This is a genomic window from Xanthomonas hyacinthi (assembly GCF_009769165.1).
GTDB classification, from domain to species: Bacteria; Pseudomonadota; Gammaproteobacteria; order Xanthomonadales; family Xanthomonadaceae; genus Xanthomonas_A; species Xanthomonas_A hyacinthi.
Window position 1 is genome coordinate 4,632,130 of sequence record NZ_CP043476.1, and the last position, 24,008, is coordinate 4,656,137.

General features: G+C 64.5%; 13 protein-coding genes. All 13 read right to left on the reverse strand.

What is annotated here, in order from left to right:
* Positions 1–6 precede the first annotated feature (6 nt).
* Complete coding sequence (locus FZ025_RS20320) at positions 7–492, reverse strand: type II secretion system protein (protein WP_046981708.1); 486 nt, start codon at positions 490–492, stop codon at positions 7–9.
* Positions 489–2,783, reverse strand: coding sequence for a secretin N-terminal domain-containing protein (locus FZ025_RS20325; RefSeq protein ID WP_158185609.1), 2,295 nt, complete (start codon positions 2,781–2,783; stop codon positions 489–491). Before FZ025_RS20325 ends, FZ025_RS20320 begins: the two co-directional genes overlap by 4 nt.
* A 13-nt stretch (positions 2,784–2,796) precedes the next feature.
* The gene (locus FZ025_RS20330) at positions 2,797–3,291 is read right to left on the reverse strand and encodes a hypothetical protein (RefSeq protein ID WP_046981117.1); all 495 of its coding nucleotides are present in this window, start codon (positions 3,289–3,291) and stop codon (positions 2,797–2,799) included.
* Positions 3,288–3,827: a hypothetical protein gene (locus FZ025_RS20335; RefSeq protein WP_146093586.1), complete on the reverse strand. Its 540-nt coding sequence runs from the start codon at positions 3,825–3,827 to the stop codon at positions 3,288–3,290. Before FZ025_RS20335 ends, FZ025_RS20330 begins: the two co-directional genes overlap by 4 nt.
* A complete protein-coding gene (locus FZ025_RS20340; RefSeq protein WP_046981115.1) occupies positions 3,818–4,324 on the reverse strand; it encodes a hypothetical protein in 507 nt (168 codons plus the stop codon). Before FZ025_RS20340 ends, FZ025_RS20335 begins: the two co-directional genes overlap by 10 nt.
* Positions 4,321–4,998 (reverse strand): hypothetical protein, encoded by a 678-nt coding sequence (locus FZ025_RS20345; protein ID WP_146093584.1) that lies wholly within the window; start codon positions 4,996–4,998, stop codon positions 4,321–4,323. Before FZ025_RS20345 ends, FZ025_RS20340 begins: the two co-directional genes overlap by 4 nt.
* A 4-nt stretch (positions 4,999–5,002) precedes the next feature.
* On the reverse strand, positions 5,003–6,730 hold the full coding sequence (locus tag FZ025_RS20350) for a GspE/PulE family protein (RefSeq protein ID WP_104558715.1): 1,728 nt from the start codon (positions 6,728–6,730) through the stop codon (positions 5,003–5,005).
* 34 nt (positions 6,731–6,764) lie between these two features.
* Positions 6,765–8,039: a type II secretion system F family protein gene (locus FZ025_RS20355; protein WP_158185610.1), complete on the reverse strand. Its 1,275-nt coding sequence runs from the start codon at positions 8,037–8,039 to the stop codon at positions 6,765–6,767.
* Entirely contained in the window at positions 7,948–8,382 is a 435-nt protein-coding gene (gene gspG, locus FZ025_RS20360; RefSeq protein ID WP_046981112.1) for a type II secretion system major pseudopilin GspG, read from the reverse strand. Before gspG ends, FZ025_RS20355 begins: the two co-directional genes overlap by 92 nt.
* Complete coding sequence (locus FZ025_RS20365; protein ID WP_158185611.1) at positions 8,382–12,194, reverse strand: fibronectin type III domain-containing protein; 3,813 nt, start codon at positions 12,192–12,194, stop codon at positions 8,382–8,384. The genes gspG and FZ025_RS20365 overlap by 1 nt, the downstream gene beginning before the upstream one ends.
* 280 nt (positions 12,195–12,474) lie before the next feature.
* Entirely contained in the window at positions 12,475–12,780 is a 306-nt protein-coding gene (locus tag FZ025_RS20370; protein WP_146093577.1) for a hypothetical protein, read from the reverse strand.
* 189 nt (positions 12,781–12,969) lie between these two features.
* Positions 12,970–17,571 carry an RHS repeat-associated core domain-containing protein gene (locus FZ025_RS20375; protein ID WP_104558712.1) on the reverse strand — a complete coding sequence of 1,534 codons (4,602 nt, stop codon included), beginning with the start codon at positions 17,569–17,571 and terminating at the stop codon, positions 12,970–12,972.
* Complete coding sequence (locus FZ025_RS20380; protein ID WP_146093575.1) at positions 17,568–23,993, reverse strand: carboxypeptidase regulatory-like domain-containing protein; 6,426 nt, start codon at positions 23,991–23,993, stop codon at positions 17,568–17,570. Before FZ025_RS20380 ends, FZ025_RS20375 begins: the two co-directional genes overlap by 4 nt.
* Positions 23,994–24,008 lie beyond the last annotated feature (15 nt).

The following is a 24,008-nucleotide window of genomic DNA, read 5'->3' on the forward strand; positions in this document are numbered from 1 at the left end:
GGTCGCTCACCACTGCGCATAAGGCACCTCATTCAAGCCGCGCTCCGCGGAGAGGCTGTGGATATCGAAGACGTCCTCGCCCTCCTGCGGGTCGTCCGGCGGGCTGGCGTAGCTGCGCAAACCCCAAGTCTGGGCAGGATCGTCGGCATTGCCAGGATAGAAGGGATCGGCAGGAATACGCCGAAGGAAATACAGTTTGGCCCGGCTGGGGCTGGCGATGTCCTCCACGCCATCCACCAGGACTTGCAGATCTGGCGGATATCCAGAGGCACCGCTCTCCAATGTCACGCGTCCGGCATCGGCGGCCCGCTTGTAGCGATCGATACCAGCGCGGATCTCGGCCAGCGCCTGGCGCAGTTCCAGTTCCTGACGGCGCTTCATCGCCGTCTGCGCCACTGGCACGGCTGCCAGCAGCAGTACGCCCATGATCGCCAGGCTGGCGATCAGCTCGATGAAGCTGAAACCACGCGCGGGGCGATACGCACGCATCATTTCACGCTCATCGCCGCGTTGGCGGCACGCACCTGCGCATGTGCCGGATGCACCTGGGCCGACAGGATCTGCAACTCGGTACGGGCGGCCGGCGCCATCGCCTTGAAGTTCACCCGCAGCAGCGCGCCCTGACCGGCGATGGCGCTGCCCTGCCGGACCAGCGTCGCCACGATGCGGCCGTCGCTGAGGTTGACCTCCTTGGACAGGCTGCTCTGTCCGCCCCCCTGGTTCATGAAGCCGCCCTCCTCCACGCTGACCACCTGCAGCACTTGCGGATCGAAGCCCAGCAGCAACGGCACCTGATCGATGGGCTGGCTGGACGACAGGTTGAGCACCGCCGTGAACTGTTCGCCCGTCCTCACCTCGGCAGGAACTTGCCAGCCCATCGCCGCACTCGCTTCGGCGACCGGTTCCGGCTGCGCTGGGGCCGTATCGGGAACTGGCGTGACTACTGGCGCAATCACCGGCGGCGGTGGCGCAACGCCGCTCTTTTCATCGCTCGTTTTGGGAGCAGGCTCACTGGTGCGCATGTCCGCCATGCCGCCCAGACGGGTCGCCGTGCCGCTTTCGAACTGTAGCTGGCCAATCGCCGACGGGCCGATCCCGCGGATCAGATGGGGAGTGATCGATAGTACGATCTCGGTGTCCTGCTTGTCGGACTTCGTATTGCCGAACAACCGATCCAGGACCGGAAAACGCGACAGCCATGGCAGTCCGCTGGCGGTCTTGCGATCTTCCTTGTTGATGAGGCCTGCCAGGATCTGCGTCTCGCCGTCGCGCAGACGCAGTGTGGTCTCGGCGTTGCGGGTACCGATCTGGTAAGACAGCGTGCCGGACTGGCTGATGATCTCGCGCACCAGATTGCTGACTTCCAGGTTGATCTTGATGGCCACGTCGTCCGAGGCGTAGACGCTCGGCTCAACCTCAAGCTTGAGGCCGACATCGACGTAGTTGACAGTTTCGGATACGAAGCCGGTGGAGGTCGAGGTCGAGGTGATGACAGGCACCTTGTCGCCAATGAGTACTTTGGCCTTCTGCCGGCTCTGCACGCGAATCTTCGGGTTGGCAAGAAGCTTCGCGTTCGAGCGGTCCTCGCCGATCTTCAGCCCGCCGTTGGGGATGTTGGCCAGCACGCTGCCGGAGTTCAGGGCTCGCAACTGGTCGACGTTCGTCCAGTCCGCCGATTGATCGGCACCCTTGATCGAGACCCCGATCTCCTTGGGCAGGTTGAGGCCGGCGTCGACCACGGCGGTGCGCTTCACCTCCAGGATCTCCACGTCGAGCATCACCTCCGGATCGCCGATGTCGTGCAGGGCCACCAGCTTCTCCGCCAATGCGATGGCCTCGGCGCTGTCGCGGATGATCAGCATGTTGAGCTTCTCGTCAACGACGATGCTCTCGGTCTTGAGGATGGCCTTCAGGCTTTCGGCTACCGTCTTGGCGTTGCCATTGGAGAGGAAGAAGCTGCGGATGCTCAGCGGTCGGTAGTCGCTGATCTTCTGCGGGGTACTCGGGTAGATCAGGATGGAGTTGGCGTTCAGTACGCGTGTCTCCAGTTGGGTGGAGAGGCAGATCATGCGGATCGCCTCGTCCAGCGGCGTGTCGCGCAGGCTGACCGATGCCTTCAGGTCCGGCCGCACTTCCGGGTCGTAGACGAAGTTCATACCCGATGCTTTCGCCAGCACCTCGAAGATCACCTTCGCCGGCACGTCCTTGAACTCCAGCGTCACCGGCTTGCGGAAGCGGCCTTCGATGCCGTCGTCGACCTTGTGCTGGAAGTTCGCCGCATCGATGCGCTCGCGCGAGTTGAGCGCACGGGCGTTGCGCGGGTCCTCGGCCAGCACCAGCGCAACCAGCCGCTCGGCCTCGGCGAGCTTGCCGGCGGCGATCAGTTCGTCGATACGCGACACCTGCGTATCGTGCTGCCGACGCATGTTCAAGGCGCGCTGGCGGTCGCGCAGATAGGTATTGTTTGGATCGATCTGCAAGGCCTGCTGGTAGGCGCTTTCGGCCTTGGCCAAATCGCCGGCGGCCAGGTATCCATCGGCTTGCGCGGTCAGTGCGACCATCGCCTCGCCCCGCCTGCGCAGGTATTGCTGGCGGTAGCGGATATTGTCCGGTGCGGCACTGGACGCAGCACGGTAATACGCCAAAGCCTCGACGTACTGCCCCTCCTCGAAGGCCTGGTCGCCTGACCGGTACTGCCGTTGCGAGGCGCAGCCGGCAAGCATGCCCAGCGCCAGGCACAGCACCAGGGGACGACACACGAACCGGGAAATTGCACAGGACATTCGAAAGGCATTCCTATTCTGAAATCTGGACATCACTGACCGGATACTGGCGGCGAGTGCCGTCGGGGAGGTAGGTGAACAGCGCGGTGCCTTCCTGCACCCCGTCATAGCGATACAGCGATTCGGCCTGTTCGCCGGGCTGCAAGGCATACCCCGCGTTGCCGACGGTCACCGAGACCCAGGGCACCTTGTCGGACAACACCCAGCCGAGCAGACGCAGTTCCGGCACCGGCGGTGGGCCGACCGGCGGCAGTTCGACGGGATGCGTCTGTGGTGGTGGTGGCGCGTCGACCGCGAACAAACCTGCCGGCATGCGGCCTTCGCGACCGGCGACGGCGGATAGGGCCGCGATGCCGACTGCCTGCGTGAACGACGATGAGCGATGCGCTGCATGGGGTGCCGCAGCGAGTACGGTCGCCGGCGCCTCCGGTGCCGGGCGCAGCCATAGCGCCAGCAGCAAGCCACCGATCGCCGCGGCGTAAAGGCGGTGGCGCTTGGAGAACTTCATGGCGCCTCCGATGCCGCGGGCGCATCGAGATAGGCGATCGCCAGTTGCACTTCGGCCTCGATCTCGGGTTGGTCCGCCTGTTCGCGCGACAGGCGCAGGCGCGCGATGTAGGCGGCGCGATGCACGTCCTGCAGCCGATCCAGCAACGGTCCAAGTTCGCTCCAGCGCGACTGCGTGGCAAAGGTCGCGGTCTGCCGCACCAGCCGCGCCTCGGGAAGCGCCTGGTAGCCGAAGCTGATCTTCAGTGGCGTCGCGGCGTCTCCGGCAGCCGCGGCGATCGCCTCACGCGTCAACTCGAATCGCTGCGGGTAACGCGGCAGCGGCAACGTGGCCACCGCCGGAGGCGGCATGCGCTGCACGGCGGCCACCACCGCCGGTTCCGCGGCCCGGCGCGACAGGCGCAGCGCCGACGCGCCCAATTGCACGCTCTGCGCGGCGACAAGCAACCCGATCGCGAGCGTGGCCCACGCCAGCCTGCCGTGGCGCAGGAATGGGCGCTGCATGCGCCACACCAGCGAAGAAACGTCTATCGCCATTGCGCGCTGACCTCGAACACCGTGCCGCCACCCAGGCCTTCAATGCGCAGCAGGCGCACTTCCTGGATCAGGCTGCTGTTGTTCAGTTCCATAACGTAGGTGCTGACTGCGGCATGGCCGGGAGCTCGGCCGGTGACGATCACGTTGCCACTGGCCGGGTTGACGTCCAGCGACAACAAGCGGGTGTGCCGATCCTGCGGCACGATTGCCGCCAGCAGGCCTGGCCAATCGCGATTGAGCATGCGCAACTCGCCCTCGACGCGCTCCAGGCCGGCCTTGTCGATGCCGGCCAATGGATCGGCTGCCGCAGTCGGCATGGAGGGAGCCGATGCCGGCGCCGGACGACGATCGACCAGCAACTGCAGCCGCTGATCGACCCGATGCTGCGCCCAGCCCAGCACGCCCCCAGCCGCCAGCGCGCAGGCCGCCAGCAGCGCCCATGCGCGCCAGCGCGGGCGCGACCGCCATGCCAGGTCATGCAGTCCCGCGGTCTTCATGCCAGGACCTCGCGCATGCTCGGAGCATCCGGCGTGTCGCCTGCCAGCCACTGTATGTCGCCGTTGCCTGGATATTCCATCGCTTTGCGCTTGAGCCAGACCGGCAGCGCATCCAGGCCCAGGCCGTCTGGCGGCAGACGCTCGGCACCGATCAATTGCCCCGCCTGGATATGCAGTGCGGAATAGCCGTCGCGCTCTGCGACCAGCAGCAACTCGCGTGCAGCCCGCGAACCGGCCAGGTGGCGATCGGCTGCGGCGAACACGCCGCACTCGACACTGCCCAGGCGGTGCGGTGCCAGTTGCGCGGCCAAGCCGCGCAACAACGCGGTCGGATACGCAAGCGACACCAGCGGCATGCCGTAGTCCGGCCAGTGGATGCGGATGTCGTGGCTGCTCGCCGTCACGCCCCGCGCCAGCCAGGCCTCGCGCACACGGCGTCGGACATCGCTGGCCAGGGGCACACTGGCGCTCCAGGGCAGGCTGAGGCCGGGCACACAGGCGGCCGACAGGACCCCCCTGATGGAGCGCCGGCGCTGTCCCAGGGTTTCCAGCCAGACCGCTGGTTGATCCAGGGGAAGTTCGACAGATTCGCCACGGCGCCCCGCCAGCCAATGGCCTTGCGCATCGGTCGCCTGCCATTGCATGGCGTCGAGATAGAGAGTGGGCTGTTTCATCGGATCAGGCATCGGCAAAGGTCACGCGGTTGACTTCGGCCAGCGTGGTGCGGCCGGCCAGGAACAGCGCCACGGCGGCTTCGCGCAGGTTCTGGCTGCCCTGCCGCGCCGCTTCCTGGCGTAAAGCGCTGACTGGCGCCTTGGTCGCCACCAAATCGCGCAGGCGATCGTTCATGGTCATGTACTCGGCCACGACCTGACGGCCCTTGTAGCCGCTACCGCGGCAGTGCGAGCAACCTGCACCCGCCTGCAGCACATGGCCGTGCAGGTCGTCGGCACTCAGGTTGGACACGGCGAGCTGGTCGGCGTCGGGCTGGTAGGGACGCACGCATTGCGGGCAATTCAGGCGCAACAGGCGTTGCGCCCAGATGCCGACCACTGCAGAAGACAGGCTGTAGGCATCCACGCCCATGTGCAGCAACCGCCCGACCACGTCGAAGATGCTGTTGGCGTGGATGGTCGTGAGGACGAGGTGGCCCGTCAGCGCGGCCTGCACCGAGATCTGCGCCGTCTCCTCGTCGCGCACCTCGCCGACCATGATCTTGTCCGGGTCGTGGCGCAGGATCGAGCGCAGGCCGCGGGCGAAGCTCAGGCCCTTCTTTTCGTTGACCGGGATCTGCAGCACGCCGGCGAGCTGGTATTCCACCGGGTCCTCGATGGTGATGATGTTCTCGTGGCCGTGGTTGATTTCCTGCAGCGCCGCGTACAGCGTGGTGGTCTTGCCCGAGCCGGTGGGTCCGGTGACCAGGATCATGCCGTAGGGCTGGGCCACCAGTCGCCGCAGCGTGGTCATCGCCGTGGTTTCCAACGAGAGGTCGGTCAAGCGCAGAACCTTCTCCTGGCCGCCCGTCAGCGAACTGCGGTCGAGCAGTCGCAGTACCGCGTCTTCGCCATGGATGCTGGGCATGATCGACACACGGAAGTCGACCTGGCCGGCCTTGCTGCGGACGCGAAAGCGGCCGTCCTGCGGCACGCGGCGCTCGGCGATGTCGAGCATCGACATGACCTTGATGCGCGAGATCAGGCGCTGCGCCATGTCGCCGCCGCGGATCTCGGACACGCCGACCAGCACGCCGTCGAGGCGGAACTTCACGCTCATCCCACCCGGGTTGGACTTGAGGTGGATGTCCGAGGCGCGCTGCTTGAGCGCATCGTAGAGAATGGAACTGACCGTGCGGATCACTGGGCTGGAGTCGGCCTCGATCGCCTCCAGCGAGACGATTTCACCTTCGCTGCCGTCTGTGTCCTCGAGCTGCTCGCCGAGTTGCTGCTCGGTGGCGCGCACCGCCTGCTCGGCCCCCGCCAGCAGCGCCTGGATGTCGCTTACGTGCGCCAGCCTTGCCTCGTAGGCGTCGCTCAGCTGCACACGCGCCCACTGCGCGATCTCCTCCGAATACGGATCGGCGAGAACCAGCGTCAACGTTCCGTCGACGCCCGCTCGCACCGGGACGCATTGGCGCCTGCTGCATTCGACGTAGCTCAATACGTCGAAGTCGGGAATGGCGGCGAATAACGCCTGGCCGCGCATCGCCTCCAGTCCGGACTGCGCGGACAGCGCCTGCAGGAACGTTGCGTCGTCCAGCCCACGCTGCACCTGCAACTGTTCCAGCCACGACGATGCCTCGCCAGCCAACGCCTGCAAGCGCGCCTGCCGGATCTCTTCGGGAGCCAGGCGTGGTGCGACCGGCGCCAGCGCGACAACCTCCCCTTCCTGTCCCACATCCATCCCCATTGCCACTTCTCCTTCGACTGCCACCGCCATCTCCTCAGCCCACGCTGCCTACCAGGTCGAAGATCGGTGCATACATCAACACCACGATCGCGCCGATGACCAGACCGATCCCGGTCATCAACAACGGCTCGAACAGTCGGGAGAACGTCTCCACCCGACGGTCCAGTTCCAGATCCAGGAAGCTGGCCAGCTTGTCGCTCATGCCGGCCAGGGCGCCGCTGCGCTCGCCAACGCGCAACAGGCTCTCGGCGATCGGCGGCACCATGCTGGTGCCAGCCAGCGACTCGCTGAACATCTGCCCGCTCCGCAACCGTGACAAGGCCTGCCCGACCTCGTCGGCCTGCACCGGCCCAAGCACGCCGCGTACCATCTCCAATGCCGGTACCAGCGGAATGCCGCTGTGCAACAGCAGCGCAAGCGTGCGGTAGAAGCGCGACAGCCCCAGGTTGAGCAGGATGCCGGCGAGCACGGGGATGCGCGCAACCGCGCGCAGCAACAGTTCCCGGCCGCTGCGCTGGGTCACCAGCCAGGCCACGCCAGCGGCCGCACCGGCCAACAGCGTGGCGACGATCCAGGGATGGGTCTGCAGCGTCGTCCCGCACCACAGCAACACACGCGTGCCCATGCCGACCGGACGCGCGGAATCGTTCAGGATCGTGGCGAACTTCGGCACCACATAGCCGATCAGGAACAGGATCACGCCGCCACCGACGACCAGCAGCAGCAATGGATAGATTGCGCTGGCTGTGACCTTGCGGCGGATCTGGCCGATGCGCACGTCGTATTCCAGATAGCGCTCAAGCGTCTCCGCCAGGCCACCTGCAGTCTCGCTCGCCGCCACACCGGCGACCAGCACCGGCGGGAACAGGCTGGACTCTGCGGCCATCGCCACGGAGAAACTCGCGCCCTGACGCAGTTTGGTCAGTATCCGCGCGAGCACCTCGCGGAAGCCGGGATCGGCCTCCTTGCGGTGCAAGGTCTCGATCACCTCGACGATATTCAGGCCAGCGCGCAGCAGGGTCACCGCCTCCTCCAGGAAAATCCCGGGCGAGAAACGCACGCGTTCCGGTGCTGCGGCCTGGCCCACCGGCACCACGCGCAGCACGCGCACGCCGCTCCGGGCAGCCTGCGCATGTGCGGCCTCGATGCTGTCGGCCTCGACCTCCAGCCAGCGCGACTGCGCGCCGAGCGCGACCTGTACACGGTGTTTCACCGTTTCAGCCCCCCGCTCCGATGTCCGCGTCCTCGCCCTCGCCGCCCGCGCGGCCGTCCTTGCCCAGCGAGACGATGTCGTAGTCGGTGCCGGCACCGGGAATCCGGTAGAGATAGGCATTGCCCCATGGATCCAGCGGCACCGCCTTCTGCATATATGGGCCGTTCCAGCGCGCATCGCCTTCCGGTCGCTGCACGAGTGCGGCCAGGCCTTCCTCCGCCCGTGGGAAGCGCCCCATGTCCATGCGGTACGAATCGGTTGCCTTGCGCAAGGCATCGATCTGGTTTGCCGCCGCGGTGCGCTCGGACTTGCCGATCTGCTGGAAATAGCGCGGCGCCACCAACGCCACCAGCAAGCCGATGATCACCACCACCACAAGCAGTTCCATCAGGGTGAAGCCATGCACGCCGCGGCGCGCGGGCAGAACGAGAGTCTTCATCAGTAAGCCTTCAGTGTCCAAGTCAATTGCGGTGTCTGCTCGCCCAGGTCGGTGGCCGAGGTCAATACGATCTCTTCCTCGCTCAGCACCGATTCGTCGCGGTCGATCGCCCCGAAACTCAAGTTGTAGGCGACGAGCTTGAAATCCGGTGCCGAGACGATCTTGGCAATGACCGTATTCACCTTCGGCCCACGATTGCTCATGGTCACGCGGTAGCGATAGGTCCAGCGCTTGGTCGACGCGTCGTAGCTTTTGCCCGTGAGCTGGTAGGCCGACACCGACAGTCCGGAGGTGTCCGTGTGCTCGCCATCGTCCACCGCAACGGCCCTGACCACACCGCCGGTACTTCCCATGAACTGGGGATCCAGGCTGCTGGCATTGCCGATGGTCACGTCGACCGGCTGGTCGCCGTCAGCGATCCGGTCGCGCACTGCCGCCAGCCAGGCGCGACGGCCCGACCGCCAATCGTCGGGAGTGAACACAAACTCGTGCGGCGACACCGTGCCTTGCGCGACGTTGCCGGAGGACAGCGACACCGTCACCGGGCTGGTGGGCGCGCGCGACAACGCCACCTCGGCGACCGCCGCGTTCTTGTTCTCCAGCACCCGGCCATCGCTTACCGGCTTGATGATCACCTGGCCCAGACGCGGCTCGGCGGGAATGACCAGCATGCCCGGCGCATAGGCCTGCGACGAGCCGCGGTCGTCGTAGATCACCGCATACACGGAGTACGGCCCTGCGGCCAGCCCTGTCATGTTCCACACATAACGGCCGCCGTGCGTACCACTGTCTTGGACCAGGCCTTCCACGATGCGAGTTCCGGCATAACCTTGGCCCGTGCTGTCGTAGTACAGAGCAACGCGCGGCGCGCCGTTGGGACTGGCGCCCGTCCACTCGATGGTGGCCTGGCGGGCACTGGCATCGATCAGTGTGGCCGGGCCAGTGACCGCAATGGTCGGCGCGGTGTAGTGGCCGGTGTTGACGGTGAACCCCGCCGCGGCACTCCAGTTGCTGGCCGCGCCACGCGCGTCCTGCGCCCGCGCACGCCAGAAATACTGGCGCGCGTCCTCCAAGGCACCGCTGGGCTGCCAAGTGCGGCCTGCGCCGGCACCTGCGGCCACCCGCGCTGTCAATGCCCCATCGCTGTACAGCTCGAACGCGTAGCTGATGGCTTCCTCTTCCGGATCCTGCGACGGATAGACGGAGAAAGTCGGATAGGCACTGGTGATCCAGGCGCCGTCGCCCGGATGCTCGAGCACCGGTACCGATGGCGCATCGTTCTGTGCATCCAGCACGAACTGACCCTGTACCCATTGGCTGGACACCTGGCTGATCGCCGCCTGCGCGCGCCAGTAGTAGCGCGTGTTCTCGACCAGATTGGTCGCCGTCCAACTGGTCTGGCCACCGGCGCCGGCCGCCAGCGACGGCGAGATCTGCTTGGCAGAAGAGTTGAAGGTCGCCACGGCGTCGATTTCGAACACGTAGCTCACCACCGCATCGGCGGGCGCGGCACCGTTGCGAACCTGCAGCGTCGCCTTTCCGGCGGTGTTGACGTACGCCCCTGACAGCGGCGACGCAATGGTCGGCGCGTCCGGCACCGGCGCAGCGGTGTCCACCTTGAATAGCCGCGCAGGCGTGACGGTGCGGGCACCGTGCGCATCGGTCGCCACGGCGCGCCAGTAGTAGCTGGCGCCATTGTCCAGCGGTACCGACATCTGCCACTCGGTGTACCCCTGCTCGCCCGCAGGCAGGTCCGCCACGCTTTCGTGCAGCTGGCTCAACGCGCTGTCTTTGTAGACCTCATACGCATAGCGCACCGCGTCGCCATCCACATCCACCGCATTGCTTGCCGACAACAGCGGAATCTGCGTGGCCACCGTCGCACCAGACGCCGGCGAACGCAGGTTGAAGCCGCCAGGCGCGTCATTGAACAGGTTGACGAAGAACGCTGCGCTGACCCAGGCGCTGTTCAGGCCGCCACCGACGGCACGCGCGCGCCAGTAGTAGCGGGTGTTGTCATCCAGATCGGCCGGCGGCTGCCACTGCGTTGCCTGGCCGGCAGTGGCGTTGCGCGTCGCCGAGCCCTGCGCCAACATCCGGGTCATCGCCGCGTCGGCGTAGATCTCGAAGGTGACCGAAGCGGTCGGATCGCCGCTGTCTTCCCCGGTCTGCACCTGCAGCCAAGGACGCTGGCTCCGCACCTGAGCACTTGCCAGCGGCGCGACGATGCGAGGCGTTGCCGGACCTTCCGGCGCCACCTTGGAATCGACCCGGATCTTGGCCGAGCGCGTACTGGCCAGGCTGCCGTCAGAAGCCTTGTACGCGATGACATAACTTCCGGCCTGGCCCACTGCCGGGGTCCAGTCGAAGACAGCGGTGCCATCGCCCTGATCCTGCAGCGCGGCTCCGTCCGGTAGCGGGCTGGCGCTGATGGACACCTTGCGGCCCATCGGGCTGGAGGCCTCGACCAGGAACGACACCTGCTCGCCTTCCTTGACCACACGATCCGGGATGAACTGCAGGACCGGCGGCGCCGGTACCGCTGTGATCGGCTGGAAGGCGACTTGATAGCCTCCCGGCGAATTGGCATCGAACACGTTGAACCAATATTCCCAGGCCTTGGTGTCAGCGTTCTTGGTCTTGGACAACCACACGTTCTCGGCCGCCATCGACTTGGCATCGGCACGCATCACCGTGCCCAACGCCATCTGCCCCTGATGGGGATCGGGCTTGCGTATGTAGAAGAAGCCTTGCGTGGCAGGCAAAGCCAACTGGTAACCGGCGGAGGTGGCAGTCAACTGCGCCTCGGCGGAGCGATCGGTCACCGCGCTGTCCACGCCACTGGATTCATACAGCTTGTACTGACTGGTGCCCTCTACCGCCAGGAAGTCGCGCACCAGGTCGCGTCCGGGCAGGTCCACGCGCACGTCGCGCACCAGCAAGTGCGCATTGGTTGATTCCAGCAGCGAGGTCAGCGCACCGCCAAGTTCATCAGAATGGGTAAAGGTCGCATTGAATTCGACGAATTTTCCAGCGAGATTGCTCTCCATCAGCCAACGGCCCATCTTGGCACTGCTGGGCGCGATGTCGCCGAAGTCGATCAGCAGCGTGTTGGCTACCGGTGCGTCTTGCACGTAGCTGCCAAGCAGCATGAAATTGACCGCCAGTCCCTGGTTGTTCTCGACGATTTTCGGCTGCGCCGAGTCGATCTTCAGTGCTTTGGCCTCGGCCAGGCCGGAGTTCTTGACACGCACGCCAAGCGTGTACGGCTCCGGCGCCTCGATCTCGGTGGTCATCGGATCATCGGCGACGACGTCGCGAGTAAGAAAATAGTCCAGCGCCAGCGACGGCATCGGCTTGACGGTGATGGCATCGGGATTGAGTTGCATCTCCTGCAACTCGTTACCGTACATGTAGCGCAGCGTGGCGCCGACCAGATAGCGCTTGCCGGCCGGCGTGTTGCCGGCCGATCCCGGCGCCGGAATCAACAACCAGTTGAGCACGGCGGTCGAGTTCGCCTTGACCTGGCCGTCACCGGCGGTGTCGTCGTGGGTCTGACGGATGAAGAACTGCGCGGTCAGGTCGTTGGGATCGGTGGTGACCGTGGCCGGCGTTCCGTTCTCGTCGGTGACGCGTACCTGCACCTCCACCTGCGTCAGCGCGGTGGCCGGCAGCGAGTTGGTGATGCGCATCTCCGCATCGAAGGCCTGGCGCTCGAGGGTCAGCTCCTGCTTGATCTCGATCTTGACCCGCGCGCACACCGACTCCTGCGCCAGTGATGGCGCAACGAAGCCGATGAAAAGGCAAAGCACTGCGATGCCAGCCTTGGCGTATTTTTCCATTCCCCTGACCATTCCCTATACCCCTGTATCGCGTCACTTGCCCCAAAAATTCATGCCAGTTTGCTGCTCGTCCTATCCCCGTCCTGCCACCAGATATTCCGCTTCGACTTCTTCCGGCCTGGGATTCGCCTTGGCCTTGCCGTTCACGTAGACCAAATTTCCAAAATTACTTGCATCCAAATACTTTACAGAAATTTAATTAACATGAGCCGCTACCACAACATCCATGGAAAATAAATCATCTTTAAATTTACGCAACGAAGGAGAAATCAACTAGATTCCTTCCTTTCTCCCTAACTTCGAACCACCTCTCCACCTGCGGATACAAAATCTTCACCAGTTTAATTTCATGATCCATGTTTCCTCTAAATACCCCCGGACCAAACCACCTCTTCATCGATGCATTTCGATACATGCGAACGGCTTCAGGAAGTGACGCCACAGTCGCCTCCTCCTTGGAAAATCTGCCCCAAGGGAGATCAATGCCGGCATCAGGAACAACCCCGAAATTCAATACAAACCTTGGCGCCGTCTTGTGCAACTGGACTTCAAGCAAGTGGCGTCCCTCTTGCATTTTTCGCACAAAATTTCCAAATGGGAAAGAATGCGCTACTGCAACTCCATTTTGGCGCACTGACAAGGGCTCATGCGACCATCCAATATTCAAAAAAAACGGACATAGCTCCTTCCCTAAGTGGTCTACAACCTGCGCTCGACTAGACATTATTTATCACCATTCTCGCCATTAATTACAGCCGCATGCATCATCGCGTGCTGCTGCGGCTGCTGCCCCTCCCGCTGCACCAGCTCCACCGCCAACCTTCTCAATAAATGGGTAATCCCATCGTTCAACCCGATACTTTTCACCAAGTATTTTTTGCGCCTCCCTCTGCGGTTTCGTTAAGCCCGATTTACCGAATTTAGACTCCACATAGTAGGTGGCTCCACGAAAATCCCTCCAGACGCTATCAAATACAGTTTTAAATCCAGTAAGTTTCACTTGCTCATCAACCAATGTACTGCCCTTCAATCTATTGTTGAAATAAGATAGCCACTCACCAATGTTACCCTTTGTTGAATTTGAAAGTCTCTTGGCAAGTTTAGGGAGGGCTTTAGCTCCTCCCAGCCCGCCAGCTGCGAGTGTGGCTGCATCGCCCAGGTATCCCCCGTTCCTGTAAGCATCCGAGCAGTAGTTAATAGATCCAATGTCCTGCCACTCTCTGAATTTTCTTGTAAGGCTGATATCAGTGAATGGAATCGTAGTAACCGCATCACCAAATCCTGCACCGCCATTCGCCAGCCAACCTGGTACATCCGCGCCATCCGTCAGTTGATAGATGTATCCGAATGTATGGTCGGCGAGCCAATTCCCCGTATCGGGACGCTCGGTCCACAGGCCATATGGATCAATCAATGCGGTAGGACGCGCTTCACCATAGACATAGGCATTCAGCCCTCCTGTCAATCCGGCTGGATCAGCCGTGACATACCTGCCGCCTTCTGCGTCGTAGTACCGATGCAGGTTGTAGTGCAGGCCGGTTTCGGCATCGTAATATTGCCCCGGCAGCCGCCACGGCTGCTCCACCGTATACCCAGGAGCCACCGACACCGAGCCGAAGGCGCTGACCCGGCTCGCTTCCCAAACCACCGCGCCATCCTTGTTCGTCAGCATCCGCGGCTGGCCCAGCGGGTCGTTGTGGTAGTAGAAATAGCCTTGACCATTGTGTAGGAACAGCGGCGAGGTGCTGTAGGTACCCTCGGGATCCCAGCCATAGCTCTGGATCACCGTTCCAGCAGCATCGACTTCGGCCAACAGGCCCTCTTCCCCTTGCAGGAACAGGCGCTTGCCCTGGCTCGCACCGGTATTCGCGGCTCCTGCAGCGGTGACCTCCTTGCTCAGACGATACCCGAAGGGGTCATAAGCATAGCGCGCGACTGCCTGGTCGGCACCATCGCGTACTTCGATCAGTCGGTTATAGGCGTCGTACGCGTAGTGCGTCGTCCGCCTCGGCTCAGCCACTGCGGTATCGGTCTTGAGGATCAGGTTTCCAGCCGCGTCGTATTGATAGGTGACCGTGCCACGCCGGAGCAAGCGGTTGGCTTCGTCGTATTGCCAAGAACTGGTCACCACGTTGTCGCTCACCCGGTTTCCCGCGGCATCCAGGCTGAAGGTCTCGGTCGCACCGCTGGAGGGATCGGCCTTGATCAGGCGCAAGGCATCGTCGTAGGTGTAGTCGACGTCCAGCCCCTGAGTGGTGCGACTGAGAACTTCCCCGCGCAGGCCGTACCGGCTTTCCTGGTCGAACGCCATGGTCTGATTGGGGCGTTTGACCTGCAGCCGGGTAGGATCCAGTAGCCCGTTGCGGTCGATCTGCTGCACCGTCCCCCCAGGCAGTATCACTTTGCGCGCTTCGCTCCACGTCCGCTCCACGACACTCATGGAACCTTCGCCGGGGATATCCACGCTGGCCAGTGCACCGTTGCCATCATAGGCATACGCCAGCGCCACGCCATCCGGCCCGGTATAGGTCTTGACCTGGCCATTGGCGTAATACGCGTAGCTGCGAGTCAACGCCACCCCATCGACGGTAACCGTCTCGTTGAGCAATCGGTTGGCTTCATCGTATGTGGACGTACTGCTTGCCGTCCCCGTGCTCCAGCCGGTCAGGCGATTGCCTCCATCCCAAGTGAAGCTGTCGGTCAATTCCAGGCTACCGTCTGCCCGGTATGAACGACGCTCGGTCAGGCGTCCGCCGGCGTCGAACTGAAAAGCCAGCCGCGTGCCATTGGGCCGCTGGATGCCCTGCAGCCGGCCCGCGTCGTCATAGGTGTAGGTCGTGGATTCGCCGACCGCATTGGTTTCCTTGACCAGCTTGTCGCGGCGGTCGTACTCCAGGCGTGTCGCATGACCCAGCTCATCGGTCGCCTGGATCAGGTTGCCACGGTGATCGTAGGACAATGCTATCGAGTGGCCCAACTCATCGGTACCGGTGGTTAGCCTACCCAGCGCGTCGTACTGCGTCGACTGGCTTTTGCCATAAGCGTCGATACTGGACGTAGTCAGACCTCGTGGATCGTAGCCTAGCTGAGTGCTCCGGGTCGTGCCATCCACCACCTCCGCCATCTGTGTCACGCCCTGCCTGCTGTTATAGCGCAGCAGTTGCTGAAAGGTGGGATATTGCACCTTGCTGACCAGATCGGAACCGTGGTCGGTGCCATCAACGTCGGTATACATGGCGCTGGTGGCATCGCCATTGCCATCGATGACCTGGCTGAGGCGATCCATCGCGTCGTAGACGAACTGAACCTGCTGGTTCACCGGGTCGACGGTACGCACCGGGCGTCCCGCTGCGTCGTAATCCCGGGTAGAGGTGGCGCCAGTGGGGTCAATTATGCCAGTGGGGCGCCCCGCCGCGTCATAGGTCATGCGGTAGACCTGACCACGCGGATCGGTGGCGGTCAAAAGACGATCCGTCGCGTCATAGGAAAAGCGGGTTACCAGACCGTTTGAGTCGGTCGCGGTAAGACGGTTGCCATGTGCATCGTAGGTATAAAGCGTTTCGTGGTTCAGGGGATCAAGCGCACTGGCAAGGTTCCCCAGTGGGTCGTACACGTACTTCCAGACCTTTCCTTCGCCATCGACCAGCTCTGTGACGTTGCCGCTGGCATCGTAGGTCAATCCGATTTCCACGTCAGGATCGGCACCTCCATTGGGTTTCGCCCCGCCTTTGCGGACGATGGTCTGCGGTTCACCCCGTGCATTGACCGTGTACTCGGTCACCTGTTCTTCCGGCTTGCCTGCTGCAGCCTGGAGCTTGGTGAGATTGCCGCGGCTGTCGTAGCTCATCAGGCTGCTCACGCCTGCCTCGTCCACGGCCTCTTTCAGGTCCAGCGATCCGCTGCCATAGGTGTAGCGGACGGTGCTGCCATCCGAGTTCGTCTTGCTGGTGACCTGGTCGAAATTGTCGCGATTGACCGTGACCGTGGCGCCACGCGCGTCGGTGTAGGCCATGGTGCGGGCCCCGCCTTGTGCGCTCAGCAGGACCTTGCCGTTGACGTCCCGATAGACCATTCGTCCTTCGGCGTCGTAGTGGCTTGTCTCGATCTTCTGACCGGAATTGGTTCGCGGGTACTTGATCGTGGTGCTGAATTCTTTCTTCAGTTTGTCGTAACCGTACTCGATCTCGGTCTTGCCGGCATCCGGCGCCGTGATACTTGAGATCCGCTCGGTGGGGCCATACTCGACCTTGAGCACGCGGCCTTCGGCATCGGTCACCTTGGTGATCGAGTAGACCGGATTATCCGACGACGGCAGGCCGCCGCCCCCCGGCGGCATCGCCCCCGTCGATCTGCCGTATTCGAACCGGGTCTCGCCACCGCGCGCATCGACGACGCGGTCCATGTACCCGTTGTCGGTGTAGTGATACTGCACCCGGCGCAGGCTTGTGCCGGTGTGGTCGCGCGCCTCTGTGATGAACTGGCCGCCATCCTTGTACAGGAGCGTGAACACCGTGCGGCCGTTGTCGTCCAGCATCCGCTCGATCTGGCCGTGGCTGCCGTATTGGAACCACACGCGAACGTCATTGCGGTCGCCGTAACTGGTGATCCGGCCGTACTGATCGTACTCGATCCACTCTCCACTGCGGTCGGTCCAGCGATAGCCCTCGACCAGCGTGGTCGCTACTCCTCCCTGTCCCGGCTTTCCGCTGACCGGATGTGCATCCGGGCCGGCACTGGCTGGCAGCATCGGTACCTGCTGCGGCCGCACCAAGAAGCGCGGGTACTTGCTGCTGACATAGGAACTGCCATCCGTACTGCGGTTGAATCCTACGCCTTTGCGGGCGACGGACTCGATGCTGCTTTGCAATCGTGGATGACCATCGGCGTCGCGGCCGAAGCCGGGGTCGTTCAGTACCCTGACGCCTTGGACGATCGGCTGGAGCGAGGCCACGGACTGGCCCGCCACTGCAGTACTGTCGCAACTGCTGATCCCATCGACGATCGTGCACGAATAGAACGCGCCGATCGAGGCATAGCTCGAACGGTAGAAGGAGGGGTCGCCCAGGCCGGACCACTGCCGGTTGAACACCCACTGCTGCCCGTCATAGTCGCGGTTGATGCGGGCGTATCCACTCGGCACCTTCACGACCAAGTCGTCCTGGGCGACCGTGAACTCGCCATTCGGACTGCCCAATCCCATGGTGCCGCTGCTTCCCAGTGAATACGTTGCCTGGGCGTGGCCGACGCCGGGTGCCAACAGTAATCCGACAAGCACCAGAAATGTCACGAGGAGCGAAGATGCGCTCCGGTTGCCAAAGATCATTCCGCGCAATCCAGTGCCGCTCATCGCCCACCCTCCTTGCCGCCGCCAGACTGCTTGTTACCCGGTTCATAGCAATCTCCACTGCCCTTTGCGCAGATGGGAACGCCAGGCAAACCGGTATAGTCAGGTCCGCCCGAACCGCCCCAGCCTCCTCCGCCTACGCCACCACCGCCACCGCCGCCGATCGGGCTCCCGCCGACCGGGCAGCTGGAGCTCTCCACGTAGAACCAGTTGGCGCCTGAGCCGCACGAGGTGCTTTCCGTGCCGTTGGCGCAGGTGTACTTGCAGGTCATTCGGTATTGGTTGCTATAGGTGTAGCAACCCGACGTGCCGCTGGTGCTGGAGGTCGTCGCCGTGCCTGCCGCGCTGGCAGTCGCCGCCGCGGCGGATGCCGTGCCTACCCCGGTGGAGCCGGCACTCTGGCTTGTTCCGCCGTTGCCGGAAGTCACTTCACTTCCACTAGTGGCCGCTGCTCCGTCGGCTGCCACCGCACTGATGGAGGCCGAAGCTGCAGCCTCCGCGCTGCCCCCGTAGCTGCGCAGGGCAATCACCCGGTACGGCAGGCGCACGCGCTGCTTGGCTTCCAGCGAGACGGGAGGCTGGGCGAGGAACTCGAACTTGAAGTGGTCGTCGTCCCCGGGCAGATGAGCGACCACGTCATCGGCACGGACCAAGCCGTAGTTGGTGACGACCAGCTCGCCCTGGAACACCTCGCCTGCCATCATCTTCGGCAGGTTGATGCTGGTTGGCTGGATTACCACCACTGGCGCTGGCACGTCGGTCTCGAAGGTCGCATTGAGGGTGATCTCGTAGCGATCCTCAATGGAAATTTCGCGCACGTCCCATTCGACCGTAATCAGGGTGTACTCAAGAAACACCGGCTGGTTGACTGTCAGGCCCGGCTTGATCACGAAGCGGCCGGCGGCCTCCTGGTGGTTGGGTGCGCTGGCCCTATAGCGGTAGCTGCCGGCTGGCAGGTTCTGGAAGAACGCCTCACCGAATGCGTCGGTAGCCATCTCGTAGGTCTGGCTGATGACTGCCTCGTTCTGCAGCTTGATGCGCGCACCTGCCAGACCCGGGATCAGGTTGCCCTGCTTGTCTCGGGTGGCCGTGTAGATATCCGCGGCCTTCAACAGCACGCTGCCCTGGCCGGATTGGGTCACCGACACGAAGACGTTGACGTCCTGCTGCGGCAGGTTGCTGCCGGCCACGCGCACCCGGAACTCGTGGACGCCTTCGGCCACCGCTGTGGTCGGTGCGATGTTGAGGTCCACGCTTTGCTTCTGGCCGATCTCCAGCGTGCCCAGCGACTGTCCGGATACCAGCGATACCCAACTAGGTGCGGGAGAACCATCCGGATTGACCAGTGCGAGGGTCACCCCCGTCATGGCCACGAAGCCCTTGTTCTCCAGCTCAAGCCGCTCGATCGTGCCCTGGCCTTGGGCCAGGCCGGTCTCGACATAATTCGGCGTGGCGAACAGCGCTGGCACCGCCTCGGTCAGGGTGAAATCAACGGGGATCAAGGCCAGCGGCTCGCTGGCGCCGTCGGCGAGCACGGCCAGGAACACCCGGCCACTCGCAGGTGCACTGTTGTCGCCGGAGATCGACGCGGTCAGCGCCAGGTTTTGCCGCGAGGCGATCTGCAGCGGCGCGCCTGGCTCGACACGAATGCCCGCCACCGGTACACCGCTGGACTGGTATTGCGGCAGATAGGCGATGCGCACGTTGCTGGCTTGCGCGCCCAGACCGGTCGCGGCCCGGAACTCCATGCGATAGGCATAGTTGCGCGGGACGCTGACCTTGAAGCTCGCCGGGCTGACATTGACGCGATTGATGGTGAACTGCGCCTGCTGCGGGCGGTCGGTCATGTCGGGGTGAATCGCGCCAACCTGGTAGGTGCCCGAGTCGGTCACGGTCGGCTTGAACACATAGCGGAAGGCACCCTGTGGATCGCTGGTGACGTCGGCCAGGCGCTCAAAGCCCTCCTGATTGATGGCAATGCGCAGCGGCGCGTTCGGCACGGGTTGCCCGCTATCGCGGTCCAGCGCCCGGCCGGTCACGCTCAGGTCCTGTTGGCCAAAGGAGACCGCCGGCGTCACCGCCGCTATTTCGCCGTAGTAAGGCGTGTTGGCCAGCACCAGCGAGCGCTCACTGCCCATGCCGGGAATGCGCACTTCGTTTTCTTCGCCGCTGTTGTAGCGCAACGCGTCGACGTCCAGGCGTAGCTTCACCTGGTCGGGGCTGGCGCTGGGCACGGCCATCTCGAACGCATCGGACACATAGCGCTGCCCGGGCGCGATGCGCGCCACCGTGTCGCCATTGGCCAGGGTGATCACACCGACACCGGTGGCCTGTTGGTAGGCGTTGCTCGCCAGCAGGTTGCCATCGTTGTCGAGCAACTTCAGGCGCAATTCGCTGGAAGCCGAGCGGCCGTTGTTGCGGGCGGTCAGCAATTCGATCTGCACGTCGGAGGTGTTCTCCACGGTCAGGCGTACCTTGCCGGTGGCCCCACGTACAAAACGCTCGGTCTCCAGGCCGACCACGAGCGTGCTGTCCACCGCGTTGACCTGGCGATCGGTCCCCACGCGCACCAACTCGCCTTCGTGTGGGATGTCCTCCACGTCCAGGCTCAGCGTTGCGCTGGCCGGGATGTCGGGGTAACCGCCGACGATGACAGGCACGACCTGCGTTGCATTGCCCGCCAATACGAAGCGCTCGGACACGAAGCGGCGCGTGCCGACGGCGACGATCACTTGCGCCGAGGCCAATGCCTCGGACGACAGGTTGCTGACCTGCAAGCCCAGACGGTTCATGACATTGCGCTTGAGTGGCAGGCCGCTCACCACCTGGGTGGTGAGCTTGGGCAGGCGCAGGCTACGCGCCTGGCGTTGCCCGTTTTCGTCCACGGCTTCGACGGTGTAGTAACGCGAGCCGCTGGTGAAGCCGCTATCGGTCCACTGCAGCGCCTGGATCGGCGTAGACGTCAGCTTCAGGCGCGCATCGCCCTCACCGACGTACACGTAGTAGCCCACCGCGCCGCTGCCGGCGGCAGTCCAGCGCAGCAGCGGCAGCGCGTCGCCGTGCTGGGTCGCTTCCAGGGTACGCACCGGCAATAGGCTGAAGTTGAGATAGGCCGAGTTGGAGATCGCCGACTCGTTGCCCGCCGCGTCCACGGCAGTCACCACATAGGCGTGCTCCGATTGCGAAGGCGCCGCATCGACCGCCTGGGTCTGATGGATGCCTTGCTTGATCGGGGTCAGGCCGTCCACGCTGGCGATGCTGGACGTCGCCGCACGGTACAGACGGTAGGCCGCCGGCGCGGTCCCGATAGGTGGTTGCCACGTGGCGAGTACGCCCTGGCTGGTCAGGCTGAGCTGCAGGTTTTGCGGTGCGCCCGGCGCGGTTCGGCTGCTGTCCGCCTCGGCCACCGCCGACTGCGCGCTGGCCGCCTCGCTGCCGTTATGCAAGCGCACCGACGCCACCGCATAGCGATAACGGCCATCGCGCGGCGTGCTGTCGAGGTACCCGGTGGTCGTGCTGCGCGCCAGCGCGGTGCGCTCGCTCTCGCCCGGAGCCTGGCGATACACCTGGTAGGTGGTGGCGCCATCGACCGCTTGCCATTCCAAGGTCACCTTGCCGCCGGACTGAGCGGTGGCCCGCAGCCCCACCGGCACATCCAGTGCTGGCAGCTCACCCTGGTAGATCTGGAAACGGTTCAGCGCGTCGATCTGCGAGCCACTGTTGCCAAGCGCGTCGGCGGCGACGACCTCGAAACTCAGTGTCTCGGCCGCACTGGCGCCGGCATCCGCCGGCAGCTCGAAGCTGGCCATCCACTGCCGCGCCGACTGCCGCTGCAGTGTCAACGGCACCGCATTGCGACCGGTGCTGGACAGGCGGTACTGAGCCGTCGGTGCCGTGCCATCGGCGAGATCCTCGTCGAAAGCGAAGCGCACGCTGACCTGGCGCTGGTGTCCAGCGTCGATCGGCGCGACCGGATCCAGGGTGATCGCGCTGACCACGGGCGAGCGGGTATCGATGGCGAGCGTGGCCCCGGACTGCACTTGGTCGCCGCGATTGCCCGCAGCATCGCGCGCAGAGAACAACACGTTGGCAGTGCCGGCGCCAGCGCTGGCGGTCAAGGCGAAGCTGCCTGTGTAGTGAGTGTCGTCCTGCTTCACCAGGTCGATCGGGATCGGCAACCCACCCTCCGGCACGAGACTCAGGTAGGGCGTGCCCTGCAAGGGCTCGCTGACCTGCACCACGACATCGACGGTGCCACGACCGAACAGCTTGCGAGACGAGTCGTAAGCGCCTCCTCTGGACTGGTACTGAATGGCGACCGCATACGGCGCGCCGCGATCGACCATGACGCTGGCCGGGCTACTGGGCAGGCTTGAGACGCCGGCGGCATTGATCGCCACCACGCGGTAGATGAGACGGCCGTCCTGCTGCGGGCTGTCCTCGTACTGCGAGGCCGTATTGCCCAGCCGTGCGACGCGCTGCGCCTGGCTGATGTCCTCGAAGTCGGCGCTGGCGCGGTACACATCGTGCCCCGTGGTCTTCGGGTCGGTGGACGCCAGCCACTGCAGCCGCACCTTGCCATTCACCAGATTGGCGACCAGGCCGGATGGCGCACTCGGTACGCTGGTGTCGACCTGCACGGTGACGGTGGCCGACGGCGCACTGGTGCCGTACGTATTGCGCGCAACGGCGCTCAGGCGATGGCTACCGGAAGCCAGGGTGACGGTGGCGCTGAAGCGGCCGTCGGTCCCAGCGGCGGTCTGGGCGGCTTCGACATCATCGACGCGGACCAGCACATCGCTACCTGCGAGCGCTTGGCCGCTGACGGTCACGGTGGTCTGCCGCGTCACGCTGCCGTCGGTCGGCTGCTGGATCGTTGGCGCCGACGGCGCCGGATGCACCAGCTCGATGGTGTACTGCTGCTGGCTCTGGTTGCCGAGCGAGTCGAAAGCGCGCACGGCCAACACGTGGGTGCCGGCGGCGAGGGCTGACAGGTTGAGCGCGGCGCTATAGCTACCGTTGCCGGTGGCATTGGCGGCCACCGTGCCATCGAGCAGGATCTCGATGCGCGAGATCGCGCTGCGGTCGCTGGCGCGGAGGGCAAGCGTCGAGGATGCATTGAGGCGGAAACCATCAGCCAGGGCGACACCATCGACCGTGAGTTCGGTGAGTACCGGCCCCTCGGTATCCGGCACCGGCGCGGTATGCGATACCGCGACATTGACGCTATGGCTGCTGACGCGGCCGGCGATATCGGTGGCGACCGCCTTCAGCGCGTACTGTCCGTCCGCGACTGCGTCCGTCTGCCAGTCGTGGCGATACGGTGCGGCAGTGCGTGTAGCGAGCAACTCGGCACCCTGGAAGAACTGCACTTGCTTCACACCCGCCTGGTCGCTGGCCTCGGCCTCGATCGTGATCGGATCGCGGATCAGGCTGCCGTCGGCCGGGTTGGTGATCGCCACGCGCGGGGCTTCGCTGTCTACGAGCGCGCCGCCGGCCAGGGTCGCCGTGACCACCAAGCCGCGCGCATCGCGGAACTGCGCATAGACCGCCTTGCGGCCATCGCCGGCGGAGAGATCCAATTCGACATCGCCACGGCCGCTGCTGAGCGGCTTGAACGCAACGTTAGCGAACGCCTCGCTCTCGGCCAGCCTGTACTCGACGGCATTGATGCACGACAGCGCAAGGGCGATACGATGGCTCTCGAAGTACGCTGCGGGCGACGTAAGCCTTACGCTCGGCGACAGCAGCGGCGCTGCAGCCAGGAAGTTGGCGTAGTCCACGCCGGCGGACACGCTATCGCCCTGTCCTCCCGGATTGGCGGCCGGATCCTTCGGGCCGCTCGCATGGCCCCACCAGTTGCCCTTGGCATTGATCGCACTAGCCGGCGTACGGTTCAGTACCGCGGCCTGCGCGTTGCCCACGAACTGGCTGCCACCGATCACCGGCTGGCTGCCATCGACTGCCTCTAGGCCGGTCTGGTTGCGTAGAAAGCTGGACGCGCTGATGGTCGGCGACGCCGCTTGCTGCAGGCGCAGGCCAACCATGCCGTCTTCGACGCGCAAGCCGCTCAAGCGCGGCGCCACGCCACGCAATACCACCGAGGCGCCTTGGTCGCCGCCGCCTGCGTAACGCACCAGCAGATCATCGATGGCTGCCGCGCCATAGGCGGCACTGGACTTTTCAAGGCGCAAGCCCTGCCACTGGCCAGCCGCTGGCGTCCCACCGATCTCGGTGAGCGCCCCTCCAAGACTGTCATCGCGATCGCTGGTCAGCGCCACGCCGTGGCCGGCGGCCAGTTTGTCGCGCACATCCAACTGCGCGCCCTGGCCGAACTTCACGACCACACCCTCGGCGATGGTCAACTCGGCCGCACCGATCCACGACGGCGCCAACGCCAGCACGAGCGCGAGCGTTGCCGTCACGCACTGTCGTGCGCG